Origin of the sequence: Rhizobium sp. R339 (assembly GCF_002211395.1) — a bacterium.
Taxonomy (GTDB): Bacteria; Pseudomonadota; Alphaproteobacteria; order Rhizobiales; family Rhizobiaceae; genus Rhizobium.
In genome coordinates this window covers 1-18,125 of the sequence record NZ_LOKV01000028.1, presented here as the reverse complement: position 1 = coordinate 18,125, position 18,125 = coordinate 1, and the positions used below count along the sequence as shown (strand labels likewise).

At 61.8% G+C, this 18,125-nt stretch carries 15 protein-coding genes and 2 pseudogenes; 9 read left to right on the top strand and 8 right to left on the bottom strand.

All coding sequences use genetic code 11. From position 1 onward, the window contains the following. Positions 1-258: 258 nt before the first annotated feature. Entirely contained in the window at positions 259-2,139 is a 1,881-nt protein-coding gene (locus ATY76_RS30520; RefSeq protein WP_245310195.1) for a PBP1A family penicillin-binding protein, read from the bottom strand. Between ATY76_RS30520 and ATY76_RS34380 the strand changes: the two genes are divergently transcribed. After that, on the top strand, positions 2,111-2,497 hold the full coding sequence (locus ATY76_RS34380; protein ID WP_245310194.1) for a hypothetical protein: 387 nt from the start codon (positions 2,111-2,113) through the stop codon (positions 2,495-2,497). The genes ATY76_RS30520 and ATY76_RS34380 overlap by 29 nt on opposite strands. A 153-nt stretch (positions 2,498-2,650) precedes the next feature. On the opposite strand, the gene ATY76_RS30515 is transcribed toward ATY76_RS34380, so the two are convergent. The 4 genes from ATY76_RS30515 to ATY76_RS30500 form a co-directional block, all read right to left on the bottom strand. Then, complete coding sequence (locus tag ATY76_RS30515; protein WP_088678381.1) at positions 2,651-3,292, bottom strand: peroxiredoxin-like family protein; 642 nt, start codon at positions 3,290-3,292, stop codon at positions 2,651-2,653. 381 nt (positions 3,293-3,673) lie between these two features. After that, a complete protein-coding gene (cysN, locus tag ATY76_RS30510; RefSeq protein WP_088678380.1) occupies positions 3,674-5,158 on the bottom strand; it encodes a sulfate adenylyltransferase subunit CysN in 1,485 nt (494 codons plus the stop codon). Between the two features lies 1 nt (position 5,159). Next, positions 5,160-6,113, bottom strand: coding sequence for a sulfate adenylyltransferase subunit CysD (gene cysD / locus ATY76_RS30505; protein ID WP_088678379.1), 954 nt, complete (start codon positions 6,111-6,113; stop codon positions 5,160-5,162). 17 nt (positions 6,114-6,130) lie between these two features. Then, positions 6,131-6,874 carry a phosphoadenylyl-sulfate reductase gene (locus ATY76_RS30500; RefSeq protein WP_088678378.1) on the bottom strand — a complete coding sequence of 248 codons (744 nt, stop codon included), beginning with the start codon at positions 6,872-6,874 and terminating at the stop codon, positions 6,131-6,133. 420 nt (positions 6,875-7,294) lie between these two features. On the opposite strand from ATY76_RS30500, the gene ATY76_RS30495 reads away from it, so the two are divergent. The 3 genes from ATY76_RS30495 to ATY76_RS30485 all read left to right on the top strand — a co-directional run bounded on the left by ATY76_RS30495 (position 7,295) and on the right by ATY76_RS30485 (position 8,708). Further along, complete coding sequence (locus ATY76_RS30495) at positions 7,295-7,741, top strand: Rrf2 family transcriptional regulator (RefSeq protein ID WP_088678377.1); 447 nt, start codon at positions 7,295-7,297, stop codon at positions 7,739-7,741. A gap of 100 nt (positions 7,742-7,841) precedes the next feature. Continuing rightward, entirely contained in the window at positions 7,842-8,228 is a 387-nt protein-coding gene (locus ATY76_RS30490) for a DUF6152 family protein (RefSeq protein WP_088678376.1), read from the top strand. Between the two features lie 9 nt (positions 8,229-8,237). Then, positions 8,238-8,708 carry a DUF6644 family protein gene (locus ATY76_RS30485; protein WP_088678375.1) on the top strand — a complete coding sequence of 157 codons (471 nt, stop codon included), beginning with the start codon at positions 8,238-8,240 and terminating at the stop codon, positions 8,706-8,708. 12 nt (positions 8,709-8,720) lie between these two features. Here ATY76_RS30485 and betA read toward each other — a convergent pair whose 3' ends face one another. The 3 genes and pseudogenes from betA to betI all read right to left on the bottom strand — a co-directional run. Further along, positions 8,721-10,370, bottom strand: a complete 1,650-nt coding sequence (gene betA / locus ATY76_RS30480; RefSeq protein WP_088678374.1) for a choline dehydrogenase — start codon at positions 10,368-10,370, stop codon at positions 8,721-8,723. 168 nt (positions 10,371-10,538) lie between these two features. Continuing rightward, a complete protein-coding gene (gene betB, locus ATY76_RS30475) occupies positions 10,539-12,002 on the bottom strand; it encodes a betaine-aldehyde dehydrogenase (RefSeq protein ID WP_088678373.1) in 1,464 nt (487 codons plus the stop codon). A 160-nt stretch (positions 12,003-12,162) separates the two neighbouring features. Continuing rightward, positions 12,163-12,738, bottom strand: a pseudogene (gene betI, locus ATY76_RS30470) (transcriptional regulator BetI); the annotation flags it as partial. A 157-nt stretch (positions 12,739-12,895) separates the two neighbouring features. On the opposite strand from betI, the gene ATY76_RS30465 reads away from it, so the two are divergent. From ATY76_RS30465 to ATY76_RS30445, 5 genes and pseudogenes are all read left to right on the top strand, one after another. Continuing rightward, positions 12,896-13,444: an HdeD family acid-resistance protein gene (locus ATY76_RS30465; RefSeq protein WP_088678371.1), complete on the top strand. Its 549-nt coding sequence runs from the start codon at positions 12,896-12,898 to the stop codon at positions 13,442-13,444. 223 nt (positions 13,445-13,667) lie between these two features. Beyond that, on the top strand, positions 13,668-13,910 hold the full coding sequence (locus tag ATY76_RS30460) for a type II toxin-antitoxin system ParD family antitoxin (protein WP_088678370.1): 243 nt from the start codon (positions 13,668-13,670) through the stop codon (positions 13,908-13,910). A gap of 112 nt (positions 13,911-14,022) precedes the next feature. Beyond that, a pseudogene (locus ATY76_RS30455) lies at positions 14,023-15,886 on the top strand (EAL domain-containing protein). Between the two features lie 77 nt (positions 15,887-15,963). Beyond that, complete coding sequence (locus ATY76_RS30450; RefSeq protein WP_088678368.1) at positions 15,964-16,959, top strand: NAD(P)H-quinone oxidoreductase; 996 nt, start codon at positions 15,964-15,966, stop codon at positions 16,957-16,959. Between the two features lie 161 nt (positions 16,960-17,120). After that, entirely contained in the window at positions 17,121-17,900 is a 780-nt protein-coding gene (locus ATY76_RS30445) for a class I SAM-dependent methyltransferase (RefSeq protein ID WP_088678367.1), read from the top strand. Positions 17,901-18,125 lie beyond the last annotated feature (225 nt).

Genomic DNA, 18,125 nt, shown 5'->3' with positions numbered 1-18,125 from the left:
GGCGAAGGGGTCATGCCGATCGCCGTGCCTCGACAGTAGGCACTCTATCGAAACAGTGTTTATGGCTATAGATGGCCAAAATGCATAAGATAATGCCATTTTATGGATAAGTGGCATTCGGCCGTCGCTCCGGTTCAAGTCGGCAGCCGATGGCGATCCGACCGCCAAACGCGTGCGAATTGAGGGCTAGCGACCGAACAGGCGTTCGACGGCATTGCTATCGTGAGGGTGGCGGGCGCTCGATCTGCGCCGACTACATCACTTTTCGCAAAGCCGTCGGCCGCCGGAATAGGGCTGGTAGGTGCAATCGGATGGGCGGAAGGAGCGGTAACTGCGCGAGCAGGCGGTGATGTTGCAGGACTGCGGTGCGCCTTCGCCATCGACGGCTGCTTCTGACGATCGCACTCCGCTCAGCGTCGATTCGGTCGTCGACTCGCGCATGAAGTCCCGCCAGATATGCGCCGGCAGGCTGCCGCCCGTCACCCCTTTCATCGGCGCGTCATCATCATTGCCAACCCAGACGCCGACGACGAGCGTGTCCGTGAAGCCGACGAACCAGGCATCACGATTGTTCTGACTCGTGCCGGTCTTGCCGGCCGCGAACGTGCCGGGATCCGCGCCCCGTCCGGTGCCGCGCTCGATCACCAACTGCAGGAGGCCGAGGAGATCGGACTGATAGGGTGAAAGGTCGACATTCGGCTTTGACTGTGAGCCAACGCGAAACGTCTTGGGCTGCCCCGCGGCCTGGAAGTCGATGATGCCCCAGGGCTTGACGGGTGCCCTGCCGAGTTGGACGGAGGCATAGGCGCTGGTGAGGTTGAGCAGATTGACCTCGGAGGTGCCGAGCGCCAGGGACGGCGTGTTGGCCATGGGCGCATCGATGCCGAGTTCACGCGCTGCGGCAATCACATTGTCCAGGCCGACCTCTTGGGCAAGCGCCGCGGACGCGGCATTGAGCGATCGCGCGAACGCCTCGGCAAGTGTGACCCAACCGCGATAGCTGCCACCGGAATTTTCCGGCGACCAGCCGTCGATGTCGATCGGTGCGTCCAGAACCCGGTCGGACAAGGTGAGCCCAGCCTTCAAGGCTGCGTAATAGACGAACAGCTTAAAGGTGGAACCCGGCTGGCGCATCGCAGTGACGGCGCGGTTGAACTGGCTGGCCTTATAGTCGCGCCCGCCAACCATCGCGACGACCGCGCCATCGGGTGTCATCGCAACCAACGCGGCCTGCGATGCGCCGACCGTCTTTCCCTCACCGTCCAGGGCTTTTTTCACGATCCGTTCGGCGCTTTGCTGCAGCTGCGGCACCAGCGTGGTGCGCACCGTCGTCGAACCCGGCGAGGAGCCGGCGATTTCGCTTGCCTGCGACGAAATCCAGTCGGCAAACCAGCTTCCGGAGCGCGGCGTGGGCGTCGTCGGGTGCAGCCTGGCAAAGCTCGTCTTGGCCTCCGCCGCCTCCGGCGCGGTGATCTTGCCATTGGCCGCCATCGCGTCGAGAACGACCATGGTGCGCTGCCGCGCGCCTTCGAAATTGTCGATGGGATTCCATTGGCTCGGCGCCCGCAGCAATCCCGCCAGCATCGCCGACTCCGGCAGGTTGAGGGCGCCGATATCCTTGTTGAAATAGATGCGCGCGGCGGCAGGCATGCCGGTGGCGCCCGCGCCAAGATAGACGCTGTTGAGATAGCGCGTCAGGATTTCCGCCTTGCCGAGCTTCCACTCCAGCCAGAATGCGATCACGACCTCCTGGATCTTTCGTTTTATGGTTCGGTCGCTGTCGAGATATTGCAGCTTGATCAGTTGCTGGGTGATCGTGCTGCCACCCTCCACCACCGAGCCAGCCTCCAGGTTGCGCAGAAGCGCCCTGCCGATGCCCCTGGGGTCGATGCCGAAATGATCCATGAACCGGCGATCCTCGATGGAAAGGACGGCATCGATCAGATGCGGCGGAAACTGCTCGTAACGAGCATATGGCCCTTGATAAGGTCCCTGTCTTACCAGCGGCGCGCCGTCGGCGGTTTCCAGCACGACGACCGGCTTCAACGTTCCATCCCGGATCTCACTCCAGGGCACGTCTTTCAGCGCCCACACCAGTACGCTCCCGACGATGAGGCAGACAAGAAAGACGAACCCCAAAGCGAATTTCCGCCATCCGGCGAAGCGCGATGCGCTCTGTCGACTTTCACTCGGGCTTGAACGTCGATCGCGAATACGGCGCGCCGCCCCGGTCACAGCAGTCGTCACCCATGTCAGGGGAGCCGACGCCATTCCCGGCCGTATCGACCTTCTGAGCTTCGTCCCCCAAAACAACGCGGCCGTCTTGATCTTTGCCAAGGCAGAGCTTGCCTGCACATCCTGGCGTATCGCACGCAATAGAGTTCTGGCCGCCTGCCTGGTCTGGCCGAAGGAGCCATTCGTTGGCTGCGGCCCGTCCCCTTGGGTGGTTCCCGGCGAATCCGAGGCGGCCGCCGGCGCTGCCGACTCCAGGCTCTGATTGCGACCCGAACTCGAACTGCTAACGCTTTCACCTGAGGATTCGGGAGAATTGGGCATCGATTACCGCCACGCTGCATGAACTTTATAGCCGGGTGATGTCGCGTGTTCTACCGCAAAAGCCCCGGCGGACTGCGTCCATGACAATGACAGCTTAAAGTGCGATTTCGGAAGCGACCGACATCAATTCCTGGGAATTCGGTGCCTTGTATGTCTGGAGCCCGGCCTCCAGAACTTCAGTGAAGCTCCAGCGCACGATGCCCTCCCGGTCTATCAGGAACTGACCGACAAGCTGCCCGTGGTCGGCAGTCATCATCTGCTGATCGGCCTCCGTAATTTGATATCCTTCCTTCTCGTTCAGAAAATCGTCCATTGCCATCACGCTCATAGGTTCGGGCAACTCGCCCGGAAGATTGATCCGGATCGCCATGACCGTGTCGATCCCGACCTCGCGTAAGCCGAAAGCTTGGTGCGAAGCCTTCACCGGGTCGGAAGCCGCAAGAAGATCGGGTATCGGATGGTAACGGAAATAGAGCCGCGCGCGTTCGACCGGCGTGTTTACCACAGCCAGGGATTGCACGCCTTTCTCACGCAGCATCGGGTTGAGATATGCCATGGCCGCGACATGGCGCCGGCAGAACGGACAATGCAGGCCTCGAAACAAACCGATCAACAAGGGGCTGCGGCCACGAAAATCATCAAGTGCGATCTTCCCCTCGCACGAGATCGCATCGAACTCAACGTTCGGCACCCGGTCCCCCGGTTGTAGTGGATGGTCGACATAGCGCGTGGACATGGACAACCTCCTCGCTCGGGATCAGTCGAGAAAAGGCGCCACGTCAGTGCTTCGAGGTCGAGATTGAGCGTTGCAGGCCTGACCTCTCGTCTAACCGCACCGCCAGGATCTAATCTAAAATGGGCTCTTATTGGCCCGCGGGCAACCGGCAACAGCGAATCGTGAATTGAAAAAGCCCGTTTTCTGCAAACTCTGATATTTTTAGCGGCGTAGAGGTCGGCACATAAAATTGAGCTGAGTGACCCGCCAATTCGCGTCAAGCAGCATGGCAAGGTCTCAGGTTCCGATCCGCCTCCCGTCGCTCGAAGGAGCCCGCCAGCCCTGCAGCCGGCGGGTTCGGCCTCGCATAAGATGCCAGCCTTGCTGGCCCCTTATCTCTTATCAGATATCGCTTGCAGCGCTCGACCAGAGTTCGGCGGCCTCGGCTGCCGTCATGCGGCGCACCTCGGCCTCATGGCTGCGGCTGGCGAAGAGTTCGCTGGCCATGATCTGTTCGGCAAGATCGGCCGGCAGCGAAAGGATGACGCGGCCTTCGCCGTTGTGCAGCCCGCCGAGTTCCGTGCGCTTGCCGGTCACCATGCCGCCGGCGATGGTGTTGTTTGTCTCAGGATCGATCATGATGAAGGAGCCGGTGGCGCGGTTCTGTTCGTAGGGATCGAAGATCGCGGCTTCGTCGAAAACGAGGCGCACCTTGCCGATGGCGTTCATGTAAAGCCGCTGGGCGGAATTCCACGAGCCGGTCTTGAGCTCGAGCTGGCTGACGGGCTCCACCTGAACGCGCTGGCGGCGCGAACCGCTCTTCAGCCAGTAACGCTTGCCGGCTTCGATGCCTTCCGGCTGCAGGGCGACGACCTGCGCGTCGAAGGCGAGGCCGGTCTGCGGCTGGCTGTCGATCGAAACGATCATGTCGCCGCGCGCCACATCCACCTGACGGTCGAGCACGAGCGTGATCGCATCGCCGGCAACGGCGGCATTGCGCACCAGGTCGAAGGTGACGATCTTGGTGACGTTTGCGACCATGCCCGACGGCAGGATCATGACGCTGTCGCCGGGCTTTACCGAGCCGCCGGCAACCGTGCCCTGATAGCCGCGGAAGCTTTCGCCGGGACGCGAGACGCGCTGGACGGAGAGGCGGAAGCCGGTCGTCTGGCCGGAGCGGACGGTCGCATGCTCGAGCGTCTCGACCAGCGTCGGGCCGTTATACCACGGCATGGCGGCCTGGCCGGAATAGACGACGTTTTCACCCTTCAGCGCTGACATCGGGATCGCGGTGATCTGCTTGACGCCGAGCGACAGCGCGAATTCCTTGAACTCGTGGGTGATCTTGTCGAAACCGGCGCGGTCGTAATTCGTCAGGTCGATCTTGTTGACCGCGAGCACGAACTGCTTGATGCCGAGCAGCGAGGCGATCGTCGCATGACGGCGCGTCTGCTCGAGGATGCCGGCGCGGGCATCGACCAAGAGCACGGCGAGATCAGCGGTGGAAGCGCCGGTTGCCATGTTGCGGGTATACTGCTCGTGGCCGGGCGTGTCGGCGACGATGAAGGAGCGCTTGTCGGTCGAGAAGTAGCGATAGGCGACATCGATGGTGATGCCCTGTTCGCGCTCGGCCTGCAGGCCGTCGAGCAGCAGCGCGAAGTCGGGAAGGCCGAGATCGTTCTGCTTGCCGGTGGAGTCGCGGCGAAGCGTCGCCGCCTGGTCTTCCTTGACTGCCTTGGTGTCCCAGAGCAGGCGGCCGATCAGCGTGGACTTGCCGTCATCGACGCTGCCGCAGGTGATGAGGCGCAACGGGCGCGAGTCGCGCTGGGCCTTCAGGGGCTCGGCGGCGGGCACGGCGACGACGTTTGCGGGAACGGCTGCGGTCATCTCAGAAATATCCTTCACGCTTCTTCTTTTCCATGGAACCGGACTGGTCGCGGTCGATGGCGCGGCCCTGGCGCTCGGAAACCGTAGCGATTTCCAGCTCCGCGATGATGTCTTCAAGGGTGGTGGCGGTCGAGCGGATGGCGCCCGTCAGCGGGAAGCAGCCGAGCGTGCGGAAGCGGATGGAATCTTCCTGCTTGGTTTCGCCGGGCAAGAGCTCGAGGCGTGGGTCGGAGGCCGCGATCATCATGCCGTCGCGCTCGACATAGGGGCGCTTGGCCGCGAAATAGAGCGGCACGATCGGGATCTCTTCGGCCTGGATGTAGCGCCAGATATCGACTTCGGTCCAGTTCGACAGCGGGAAGACGCGCACGCTTTCACCCTTACGGATCTGGCCGTTATAGACGTTCCACAGCTCGGGGCGCTGGTTGCGCGGATCCCAGCGATGGTCGGGCGTGCGGAAGGAATAGATGCGTTCCTTGGCGCGGGAGGCTTCCTCGTCGCGCCGCGCGCCGCCGAAGGCCGCGTCGTACTGGCCGGCATCGAGCGCATTGCGCAGCGCTTCCGTCTTCATGATGTCGGTGTAGCGGGCCGAGCCATAGGTGAACGGCGTGATGTTTTCGGCCGCGCCGCGCGGATTGATGTGCTCGATCAGATCGAGATCGTATTTCTTCACGATCTCGTCGCGGAAGGCGATCATTTCCGCGAACTTCCAGCCGGTGTTGACGTGCAGCAGCGGGAAGGGCACGCGGCCCGGATAGAAGGCCTTGCGCGCAAGGTGCAGTAGCACGGAGGAATCCTTGCCGATCGAATAGAGCATCACGGGACGCTCGAATTCGGCGGCAACTTCGCGGAAGATGTGGATCGCTTCGTTTTCCAGCGCCTTCAGATGAGGGTCGAGCGGCGGCTTGGCGCTCTGCGGATTGGTCAGTTCCGTATCCTGACGGGTATCGGGCATTTCAAACTCCAGACGTGTCATTGCTGTGCGGCGACTGCCGCGGCCTCTTCGGCGACATGCAGGCCGCATTCGCGCTTTTCGTCCTGCTCCCACCACCAGCGGCCGGCGCGTTCAGGCTCGCCCGGCTTGATGGCGCGCGTGCAAGGCTCGCAGCCGATCGAGGGGTAGCCGCGGGCGTGCATTGGGTTGATCGGGACGCTGTTGTCGGCAACGAAGGCATTGATCCTGTCGATGTCCCAGTCGGCGAGCGGGTTGACCTTCAGAAGGTGGCGCTCGGCGTCATATTCGGCGAAAGGCGTCTCGGCGCGATTGGCCGACTGGCCGCGGCGCAGCCCGGTGATCCAGATCGTGGCACCCGTCAGCGCCCGCGCAAGCGGCTTCAGCTTGCGCACGCCACAACAGGCATGCCTGGCTTCGACGCTTTCGTAGAAACCGTTCATGCCGTATTTCGCCGCATAGGCATCGATATCGGCCTGCTCCGGCTCGTAGCGAATGATATGGATATCGTACTGGCTTTCCGTCTCATCAATCAGCGAAAGCGTCTCGGGAAACAGCCGGCCGGTCTGCAGCGTGGCGACATCGATCGGCAGGCGGTGCGTGCCGATTTCGGCGGTGATGACCTGGTCTTCGATGCCGAGAGAGGTGGTGAACACCACGCGGCCGCCGAGGCCGGCAACCAGCGACAGACGTCCGGCGAGGTCGAGGCCTGCTAGCTTGTCGTTCAGCGCCTCGGCTTCTGCAGTTGGATTTGTAACAGTCATGAGAATCCTGTCCTTAGTTGACCGGAGTATCGCAGCTCAAGCATGGATCGGACAGAAAAAGGGATTTCGAAAGCTGCGGCCGGAAGAGCAAATATCTCTCCGAAGCTGCCGCAATGCAGAAAAGCAGCCGCCCGCGGACCAAATCCGCGCCAGCTGCCTTAATGTCTACAAAAATAGTAGAGTTACACGCGGCCTGTCAATCGGAAATCCGAATTGATGCTGAAAAAGGTGCAGACCGCCCGGTTTTGGCATAAATTACTTGAGCTTGGCCAAGAGCGAAAAACAAGGCCAAAAACGCTTGTCTCTCAAGGCTTTCTCCGGCGCGTTCAAATTCCGTTCATGCTGGCTGTGCAATAGAGATGGAAGTATTCCTGAAGTGGTGCGAAGATTCGCGCCGCCTGTGTGTGTTGACGGTCGAAGATGATTACGCAAAAGGCGAAATATGCGCTGCGTGCGCTCACGGTCTTGGCTGATGCCGATGCCGACGAACCGGTGATGATTTCCGATATCGCGGCGCAGCAAAAGATCCCGAAGAAGTTTCTCGAACAGATCCTCCTCGACCTGAAACATCACGGCATCGTCGTCAGCCGTCGCGGCAAGCAGGGTGGCTATCTTCTTCTGAAGCCTGCCGATGCCATCACCTTCGGGGAAATCCTGCGCATCATCGACGGCCCGATCGCTCCGCTTCCCTGCCTGTCAATTACCGCTTATCGAAAGTGCGACGATTGCGACGGCGAACAGAGCTGCCAGATCCGTCACGTCTTCGCCAAGGTGGCCGATGCCACCCGCAAGGTGCTGTTTTCGACGACCATCGCCGACGCCGCCCGGCCGGCCCGCACCGCCGAGGTCACGCGGCTGCTCGCCTGAGCGGCAGCCTGTCACCTTTTTCCTTCAAGATTTGGTGAAACGCCTTTTCTTGGCCCCGTGATGCTCCACCTGCCTGTCCATTCGGGAAGGGAGAACATCAATGTCCATTCATTCAATGAAACGTTTGTTCGCGGCAGCCGGGATGACCGCTGCGCTTGCGACGGGTGCGGTCGCTCACCACGGCTGGTCGTGGGCCGAGGCGGATCAGATCGAACTTCGCGGCACCATCCAGACGATAACCATGGGCGGGCCGCATCCCACACTCGATGTCGCGACCGCAGATGACGGTGTATGGCGTGTCGAACTCGGCAATCCGCGCCAGACCGAACGCTCCGGTTTTGTAGAGGGCGTCGCAAAGTCTGGCGACCAGGTCGTGGCGCTCGGAAACCGTTCGCAGGATCCGAAGGAGAAGCGGATGAAGGCCGTGCGCATCACCATCGGCGAAAAGCGCTACGATATCTATCCCGACCGCATCCGGACGAACTGACCGGCCGATATGGACGCTCTCGAATGGCTGCAGGCGACGGCACTTGCGGTGGCGCTCCGCCGCTCCGCGACGCTCTACATGTTCGTCAATGCCGCGCATATTCTGGCGATAGGCCTTCTCGTCGGCGCCATTCTGCCGCTCGATCTCAGGCTTGCCGGCTTCTTTCGCAAGGTGCCGGTTGAAATCATCGCCCCGTTCCTGTCCCGCGCCGCCGGCATCGGTCTCGCCGCGGCCATTTTGACGGGCTTCTGCCTCTTCAGCGTGCGAGCGGTGGAATCTGCGGGAAATCCGGCATTCCTCGCCAAGCTTGGTCTGATCGGACTGGGGCTGCTCAACCTATTGACGGTTCACCTCGGGCGCGGCTGGAAAACGGCGATCTCGATTGGAATCGTCCGCCCGGGCCTGCGTCTTTCCGCGGCGCTTTCGGCGGCGATCTGGATCGCCGCCGTGGTCGCCGGACGCTGGATCGGTTTTCTCTGAAGCCCCGATCACTTACCGATCGCTGACCGCCGCGCGCGGATTGATCCATGGCTCCTGGTTCGAGCGCGCCAGCGGCTGCTTGCCGAGGATATGATCGGCCGCTTTCTCGCCTGTCATGATCGAGGGACCGTTTAGGTTGCCGTAGGTGACGTGCGGGAAGATCGAGCTGTCGGCGACGCGCAAAGCCTCGACGCCGATCACCCGCGTCTGCGGATCGACCACCGCCATCGGATCGTCCTTGGCGCCCATCTTGCAGGTGCCGCAAGGGTGATAGGCGCTTTCCAGATGCTCACGCAGGAAGGCGTCGATTTGTTCGTCGCTTTGTACGCCTTCTCCCGGCTGGATTTCCGGCCCGCGATAATTTTCGAAGGCGCTCTGCCCGAAGATCTCGCGGGTCAGCCGCACGCAGTGGCGGAATTTCTCCCAGTCTTCCGGATGGCTCATATAGTTGAAGCGCAGCACCGGCTCGGCCTTCGGGTCGGGCGAACGCAGCGTCACGCTGCCGCGCGATTTCGACAAATTGTAGCCGACATGGACCTGGAAGCCATGGCTTTTGGCCGCCGCCTTGCCGTCATAGCTGATCGCCACCGGCAGGAAATGATACTGAATATCGGGCTGCTTCAGCCCGGGCGCGGAACGCAGGAAGGCGCAGGCCTCGAACTGGTTGGAAGCGCCGAGCCCGCCCTTCGAGAGCAGCCATTGTGCGCCCGCCACCCCCTGCCAGAACCAGGGCAGCCAGGAATAGAGCGACACCGGCTTGGTGCTGACCTGCTGGAAGTAGAATTCCATGTGGTCCTGCAGATTGGCGCCGACGCCCGGCCGGTCTGCTTTCACCGCGATGCCCATATCGCTGAGATGCTGGCCGGGGCCGATGCCCGACAGCATCAGAAGCTTCGGCGAATTGAACGAGGAGGCCGAGACGATCACTTCGCGCGTCGCCTTGATCACCTCCACCTTGCCGCCGCGCTCGATCTCGACGCCGGTCGCCCGGCCGTCCTCGATGACGATCTTCCGCGCCAGGCCGTAAACAATGCCGACATTCTTCCGCTTCAGCGCCGGTTTCAGATAGGCGTTGGCGGCAGACCAGCGGCGGCCGGAAAAGATGGTCTGCTCCATCAGCCCGAAGCCTTCCTGCTTGCTGCCGTTATAATCCTCCGTTGTCTCGAAACCCGCCTGTTTGCCGGCCTCGATGAAGGCGCGAAACAGCGGATTGGTGAAGCCGCCGCGCTGGACATGCAGCGGCCCGTTTGTGCCGCGCCAGCCTTCCTCGCCGCCATGCGAATGCTCCATCCGCTTGAAATAGGGGAGAACGTCAGCATAGGCCCAGCCGCTGGCACCGAGCTCCTCCCAGCGGTTGAAATCCTCGGCGTGGCCGCGCACGTAAACCATGCCGTTGATCGAGGAAGAGCCGCCGATCACCTTGCCGCGCGGCGCGGTGATGCGCCGGTTGTTCAGGTTGGGCTCCGGCTCGGAGAGATAACCCCAATTATAGCGCTTCATGCTCATCGGCCAGGCAAGGGCCGCCGGCATCTGAATGAACGGCCCGAAATCGCTGCCGCCCGCCTCGATGACGATGACGGTATTCTTGCCGTCTTCGGAGAGCCGGTAGGCGAGGGCGGAGCCGGCCGAACCCGAGCCGATGATGACGAAATCTGCTTGCATGGTTTTCTCTCGTTTTTTGCTTCAGCCGTCGCGCCGCTTCGCCCCCTCATCCGGCTGCCGCCACCTTCTCCCCGAGGGGAGAAGGGAGGTGCCGCGGCCTCTCGTCTCCCCTTCTCCCCTGGGGGAGAAGGTGCCCGGAGGGCGGATGAGGGGGCTGCTTGCGCTGACTTAATAAGGCGCCTGTACCGGTCCCATGCCGACATAAACCGTCTTCAGCTCGGAATAATGCTCCAGCGCAGCCAGCGAATTCTCGCGGCCGAAGCCGGATTGTTTCGAGCCGCCGAAGGGGATCTCCACCGGGGCGAGGTTGTAGCTGTTGATCCACAGCGTGCCGGCCTCCAGCCGGTCGACGACGCGGTGGGCGCGGGTGAGGTCGGCGGTAAAGACGCCGCCGGAGAGGCCGAATTCGCTGGCGTTGGCGCGCGCGATCACCTCGTCCTCGGCTTCGAAATCGAGCACCGACATGACGGGACCGAAGATTTCCTCGCGGGCGATGCTCATGTCGTCGGTCACATCGGCAAAGACGGTCGGCTGCACGTAATAACCTTCACCGGAGACATTGTTCGGAATGCCGCCGCCGGCAATCAGCGTCGCGCCCTCGGCCTTGCCCTTCTCGATGTAGGAGATCACCTTCTCGCGCTGCGCCCAGGAGACCATCGGGCCGATCTGCGTCGCCTCGTCAAGCGGGTCGCCGATCAGCATCGCCTCGGTGCGCGCCTTCAGCCGCTTCAGGAATTCGTCCTTGATGGTCCTCTGCACGAAGACGCGCGTGCCGTTCGAGCAGACCTGGCCGGTCGAATAGAAATTGCCGAGCATTGCCCCGCCGACGGCCGAATCGAGATCGGCATCGTCAAAGACGATGATCGGCGACTTGCCGCCGAGTTCCATCGTCACGTGCTTCAGGTTCCCGGCCGCAGCGGCGGCGACCCTGCGCCCCGTCGGCACAGAGCCGGTCAGTGACACCTTGGCGACATCGGGATGGTTGACGAGCAGCGGCCCGGTGTCGCGGTCGCCCTGGATCACGTTGAAGAGCCCCTTCGGCAGGCCGGCCTCATGCAGGATTTCGGCGATCTTCAATGCGCCGAGCGGCGTGTTTTCCGAAGGCTTGAACACCATGGCATTGCCGCAGACGAGGGCAGGGGCCGCTTTCCAGCAGGTGATCTGCTGCGGATAGTTCCAGGCGCCGATGCCGACGCAGACGCCGAGCGCCACGCGCTTGGTATAGGCAAAATCCTGGCCGAGCGGGATATGGGCGCCGTTGAGGCCGGCGGGTGCGACACCGCCGAAGAATTCGAGGGCGTCGGCGCCGGAAGTCGGATCGGCGACGATCGTTTCCTGGATCGGCTTGCCGGTATCGAGCGTTTCGAGTTCGGAGAGCGCACGGTTTCTCTCGCGCATGATGTCGGCCGCCCGTTTGAGGATGCGCCCGCGCGCCATGGGGCTCATCGCCGCCCATTCCGGCTGCGCGCGCTTGGCCGCGGCGATCGCCTTTTCGACGATCGCAGGCGTTGCGGCATGGAGCCGGGCGATCACCTCGCCGGTGGCGGGATAGATGCTCTCGATGACGGTGCCGTCGGTATCCTCGACATATTCGCCGTCGATGAAGTGCGAGGCTTTCGGCTGGGCTTTCATGTCATTTGTCCTTGGAAGGTTCGATGTGGTCGTCCCTTCTCCCCTGGGGGAGAAGGTGGCCCGCAGGGCCGGATGAGGGGGCGGCAATCTCGGCCTTACGGCCGCTCGCTCCTGCGTCGCTCACCCCCTCATCTGTCCTTCGGACATCTTCTCTCCGCTGGGGAGAAGGGGAGCTGCTAGCCAGAAGCGCGTTCACATAATCCTCCGTCAGCGCGATCGAGGCTTCGATGCCGATCGGCGCCGATTTCAGACTTTGCCTGATATAGAGCCCATCGATCATCGCCGCAGCGCCTTCGGCGATGCGTTCTGCGGCGTTGGCGGGCAGGAGCGCCTTGAGTTCGGCAAGCAGGTTGGAACGCAGCCGCCTGGCATAGATCACCAGGAAGCGGCGCGTCTCTTCCGAGCGTTGCGCTTCGGCATAGAAGGCAAGCCAGGCGGCGATCGTCTCCGGTGCGAACTGGTCGGCGTGGAAATTGACGCGGATGACGGCCGAAAGCCGTTCGCGCGGCGTCGTCGCTGCCTTGAGTGCAGCTACGGTATCGTCGCGCAACTGTCTGAGCAGGGACCGGATCGTCTCGATCAGCAATTGTTCCTTGCTGCCGAAATAATGATGCGCAAGGGCAGGAGACACACCGGCCTGGCGCGCGATGTCGGACATGGTGACGGCAAGCGAGCCGTGATCGCCGATCACCCGCAGCGCTGCATCGACCAGCGCCTTGCGGCGCACCGGCTCCATTCCGACCTTCGGCAAACGGACAACTCCCTTGAACTTCCGGCTAGAATATTTTTGATTGACTGATCAATCAATAAAAATCTTTCTCGGGCTCATCCCTCTTCGGATCTTTCCCCGGCCAATTGCTGCAACATATTCAAAACCTACCGGGAGGTGCGTTATGACCGATGTCTTCAACGGAATGCCCACATCCTCTCTGCAGTCGAAATGGATCTGGTTCGTCGGCCTCGGTGTGCTGTTGCTCGTCTGCGGCTTGATCGCGCTCGGCAATCTGATGCTCGCCACCGTCGTCTCGGTCTATTATGTCGGCATGCTCATGCTGTTCGGCGGCGTGATCTATCTCGTTCATGCATTTCAGGTGCGCGGCTGGGATCACGTGCTGTTCTGGGCGCTGAGCGGCCTGCTTTACGTGCTCGCCGGCATCTGCGCCTTCATCAATCCCATCCTGACGTCGGCGGCGCTGACGCTGTTTCTCGCGATCGCCCTTCTCATCGCCGGCGTTTTCCGCACTTGGGTCGGCAGGCGCATGAAGCCCGCCAAGGGCTGGGGCTGGATCGTCGCAAGCGGCGTCATTACGGCGCTGGCCGGCTTTGTCATCGCGCTTGGCTGGCCGGTAAACAGCCTCTGGATCCTCGGCCTTTTCCTGGCCGCCGATCTCATCCTCCAGGGATGGACGATGATCGCCTTCGGCTTCGGTATCCGCAGATGAAACAGTGGAGAGCAGTGTCCCGATGTCGCCTTTGAACGGTTTCTTTTTTGACAAGGCCACGACAGGGGATTAAACTTTAAGGGTTACGGCCTTTCGACCTGCGGGATCGCCTCCGCGTGCGAATGCGCCAGGGCATCGGCGAAATATCGTCGAAGATGCCGAAAATGGTCATGCGTCCCCCATGAGGCAGGATTCTGCCTGATCGAAAGTAGGGAGGAAGTCCATGCCGATGGTCACCGTTTCCATCTCTCCGCAGCAAGCGGCGGGCATCCGTGCCGCCGTCGACAATGGCGGTTATGCCTCGAGCAGCGAGGTCGTCCGCGAGGCGCTTCGCCTCTGGGACGCCGCCCGCAAGATGGGAGAATTTCGCGGCGATGTTCTCGATGACGAGGGCGTCCAGTCCGGCGGCAGATGCGTCGCCGACATGTTTGCCGACCACGAAGCGGAACGCCGCCGCTCAGCCTGAGCAAGCTTTTGATTGCATTGGAAAATTTAATGAACGTGAAACGCGTGGGAGGCTCGCGCGCGTTTCACAAAACTTTCATATTGGCGAAAGAGTTCATTGATCCTTCTGCGGCATGTTCCTGACGAAAAAGAACAAGTCACAGTGGAGGTCGACCCACAATGAAGACTGGAATGTCTTTGGCTGCCGCCGTGGAGCCGGGTGTGCTGCGCCGCTATGCCAGCGATCAGATCGTAACGCTTGCCAAGCTCGTCGTCGAGAACGCCTTCCAGCCGATCGTCGAGGCCGGCACGGGCACGGTTTTCGGTTACGAATCCCTCATGCGCGGCCAGGAGCGCATCGGCTTCGACACGCCGGCCGAAATTCTCGACGAAGCCCACCAGGCCGGCCAATTGCTGCAGCTCGAACAGATGGTTGCCAGCCGGGCGCTCGCCAAATTCGCGACGCTGTCGAACTTCTCCACCTCGACGCTCTTTCTCAATCTCGACGTCCGGCTCATCCCGCAGGGTGAGCGCCTGGTCGAAAACCTGCTGCAGCATCTGAGGAAGGCGAACATTCCGCCATCCTCCATCTGCTTCGAATTTTCCGAGCGCTTCGACAATACCAGCGTGCCGGAGTTTTCGGAGCTCGTTTCGAAGCTGCGCAAGGCCGGTTTCAAGCTCGCCATCGACGATTTCGGCGTCGGTCACGGCGAAATGAAACTGCTCTGCGATCATCCCGTCGATTATCTCAAGATCGATCGCCATTTCGTTGCGGATATCGATCGCAGCCCGCGCAAGCGCCATCTGCTGAAGAGCATCGTCAACATCGCCCATGTGCTCGGCACGCGCGTCATCGCCGAAGGCATCGAAACCGAAGCCGAATTCATTGCCTGCCGCGAATATGGCGTCGACCTCGTCCAGGGCTGGTTCATCTCCCGCCCGACGACGCATGTTTTGGAACTGGCGCCGTCCTTTCCGCACCTGCAGGAGCTCGACAAGAGCAAGCGCAACAACCAGTCGCTCGACGAAATCCTCATCCGCAAGCAGATCGAGCTCCTGCCGACGGTCTACGAGAACGACAGCATCGACAGCGTTTTCGAACTCTTCCGCCGTAACCCGCGTCAGGCCTTCTTTCCCGTCCTCAACGCCAACAGCGAGCCGCGCGGCATCATCCACGAGCATCATCTCAAGGAATACATCTATCAGCCCTTCGGCCGCGATCTCCTGAAGAACAAGATGTACGAGCGCTCCATCTCGCATTTCGTCGAGATGGCGCCGATCGTCGGCCTCGACAGCGATGCCGAGCAACTGATGGCGATCTTTGCCAACATGGAAGGCAGCAATTGCCTGATCCTGACCGACAACATGCGCTATGCCGGCGTCGTCTCCGCCGCCTCGCTGATCAAGGTCATCAATGAGAAGCAGCTGAAGACCGCCCAGGACCAAAACCCGTTGACCGGCCTGCCCGGCAACCGCGCCATCCGCGATTTCATGCGCCATTCCGGCCTCGACGGCGATGAGGTCCGCCACTTCTGCTATTGCGACTTCGACAATTTCAAGCCGTTCAACGATGCCTACGGCTTCCATCTCGGCGACCACGCGATCTCGCTGTTTGCCGCGCTGATGCGCCGCTATTTCTTCGCCGAGCGTCACTTCCTCGGCCATGTCGGCGGCGACGACTTCTTCATCGGCGTCGTCGGCTGGACCAAGGAGGAACTAACGGAAATCCTCGACCGGCTGATCAGCGATTTCCACGACGACGTGCTCGATCTCTATTCCGATGAGCACCGCGCCGCCGGCCGTATCCTCGGTCACGATCGCGCCGGCGTGGAAGCCCTGTTCCCGCTGATGCGCAGCTCGATCGGCGTCATCGAGCTGCCGGAAGGTCTCGTCATCGACGATATCAACCGCGTCGGCGGCGAGATCGCCGTCATCAAATCGGCCGCCAAGGAGAGCGAGGAGGGCCTCGTCTTCCATCTCCTGGGCGAGGCGAATTGACGCCTTTACCACTTCCTGCCTTCCCAAGCCCCGGGGGCTGATTTATCTCCCTGTTTCGGATCAGGGAGGATCGCGCCATGCCATTGCCTCAGGAAATGCGTTTCGTCGATCTCAACTCGGTCGGCGGGCCGGAGGTCATGACGATCGGCAGGCGTCCGCTGCCGGTGCCCGAAGAGGGGCAGGTTTTGGTGCGCGCCGAGGCGATCGGCGTCAACCGTCCCGATCTTGCTCAGCGGCAGGGCAGCTACCCGCCGCCCAAGGACGCAAGTCCGATCCTTGGGCTGGAGCTTGCAGGTGAAATCGTCGCAGTCGGGCCTGGGGTCAGTGGCCAGGCGGTTGGTGACAAGGTCTGCGGCCTCGCCAATGGCGGCGCCTATGCCGAATATTGCCTGCTGCCGGCAGGCCAGATCCTGCCGTTTCCGAAGGGCTATGACGCCGTGAGGGCGGCGGCTCTTCCCGAAACCTTCTTCACCGTCTGGGCCAATCTCTTCCAGATGGCAGGGCTGACGGAAGGCGAGAGGGTGCTGATCCACGGCGGCTCCAGCGGCATCGGCACGACGGCGATCCAGCTTGCCCGCGCCTTCGGGGCCGAGGTCTATGCGACGGCAGGATCGAAAGAGAAATGCGACGCCTGCGAAAGGCTCGGCGCCAAGCGCGCGATCAACTACCGGAGCGAAGATTTCGCCGAGGTGATCAAGGCCGAGACCGGACAGGGCGTCGACATCATCCTCGACATGATCGGCGCTGCCTATTTCGAACGCAACATCGCCTCGCTGGCAAAGGACGGCTGCTTGTCGATCATCGCCTTCCTTGGCGGCGCCGTCGCCGAAAAGGTCAATCTCTCGCCGATCATGGTCAAGCGCCTGACGGTCACCGGTTCCACCATGCGGCCGCGCACGGCGGAGGAAAAACGCGCCATCCGCGACGATCTCCTCTCCGAGGTCTGGCCGCTGCTGGAGGCCGGCACCGTCGCTCCCGTCATCCACAAGGTCTTCGCCTTCGAAGAGGTCGTCGAGGCGCACCGCCTGATGGAAGAGGGCAGCCATGTCGGCAAGGTCATGCTCACCGTCTGAGGTCAGCTTCGGACCAGCATTCGTACGCAAAGTGAAGCTGATCCCGGCTGTTTATGAGTCTGCCGGATCGCTGAACAGTCGTCTGATTGAAAACTTGGCCCCGAACTGCGCAACCCGATGTGGCGTTGCTTGCGCTTTGTACGGTCCCTACGAGGAATACAATGGCTCTATTCCACGCCTGCCCCATCTGCCGCAGCAGAATTCCGCATTTCGTACCGCTTCCGCGCTACTATATCGACAAAGCAATGGAGCACGGCTTTCCCTATGGCGTCGATGAATTCGAGACGATCAATCATCAGGCCTATAGCTGCCCCAGTTGTCATTCGACCGATCGCGATAGGCTCTTCGCTCTGTTCCTGACGCCGGTGTTCCAGCGCCTCGATCAGGCGCAGCCCGTCCGCTTCCTGGACATTGCGCCGGGCCGGGCCTTGACCTTCTGGCTGAAGAGCCACCCGCATGTCTTCTACCGCAGCTGCGACATGTATTTGCCCGAGGCAGACGACAAGGCCGATATCCACAACCTGCCCTATGCCGACGAGAGCTTCGACTTCGTGCTTTGCTCCCACGTGCTCGAACATGTCGAGGATCCGGTGCGTGCCACCGCCGAAATTCGGCGCGTTCTCAAGCAGGACAGCGTCGCCATCCTGATGGCGCCTATCTGTTTGTCGATCGAGGATACCCATGAAGATCCCGGAGTGACGACGCCGGAAGGCCGCTGGGCGCATTTCGGCCAGGACGATCATGTGCGTCTGTTCTCAAGATCCGGGTTCATGGATGTGATCCGGCGCGCTGGTCTTGCTGTCCAGCGGATTCCGGTCACTGACTTCCTGACGCCCGACGTCTGCGATACCTATGGCATCGGCCGCAGTTCCGTCCTCTATCTCGGCGTCAAGCAGCAGGCCGTTCAGCAGGAGCCGGAACCGGAGCGCAACGTCGCCTGAGTGCCCACCAGAGCAGATCCGCAAAACAGTGCAGCGGCTTTGTGCTAGACGTACGCGTAAATACAAGCACCTAGAGCATCGGATTGAAAATCTGAATTGTTGGATTCCGCTTTGCGACTGATTGTGATTCACTTGGCCAGGAGGTGCATCCATGGCCAAGTCCTATTCTTCAGACCTTCGCTCCCGCGTTGTTGCCTACGTTGAGGCAGGGCATTCCCGCCGCGC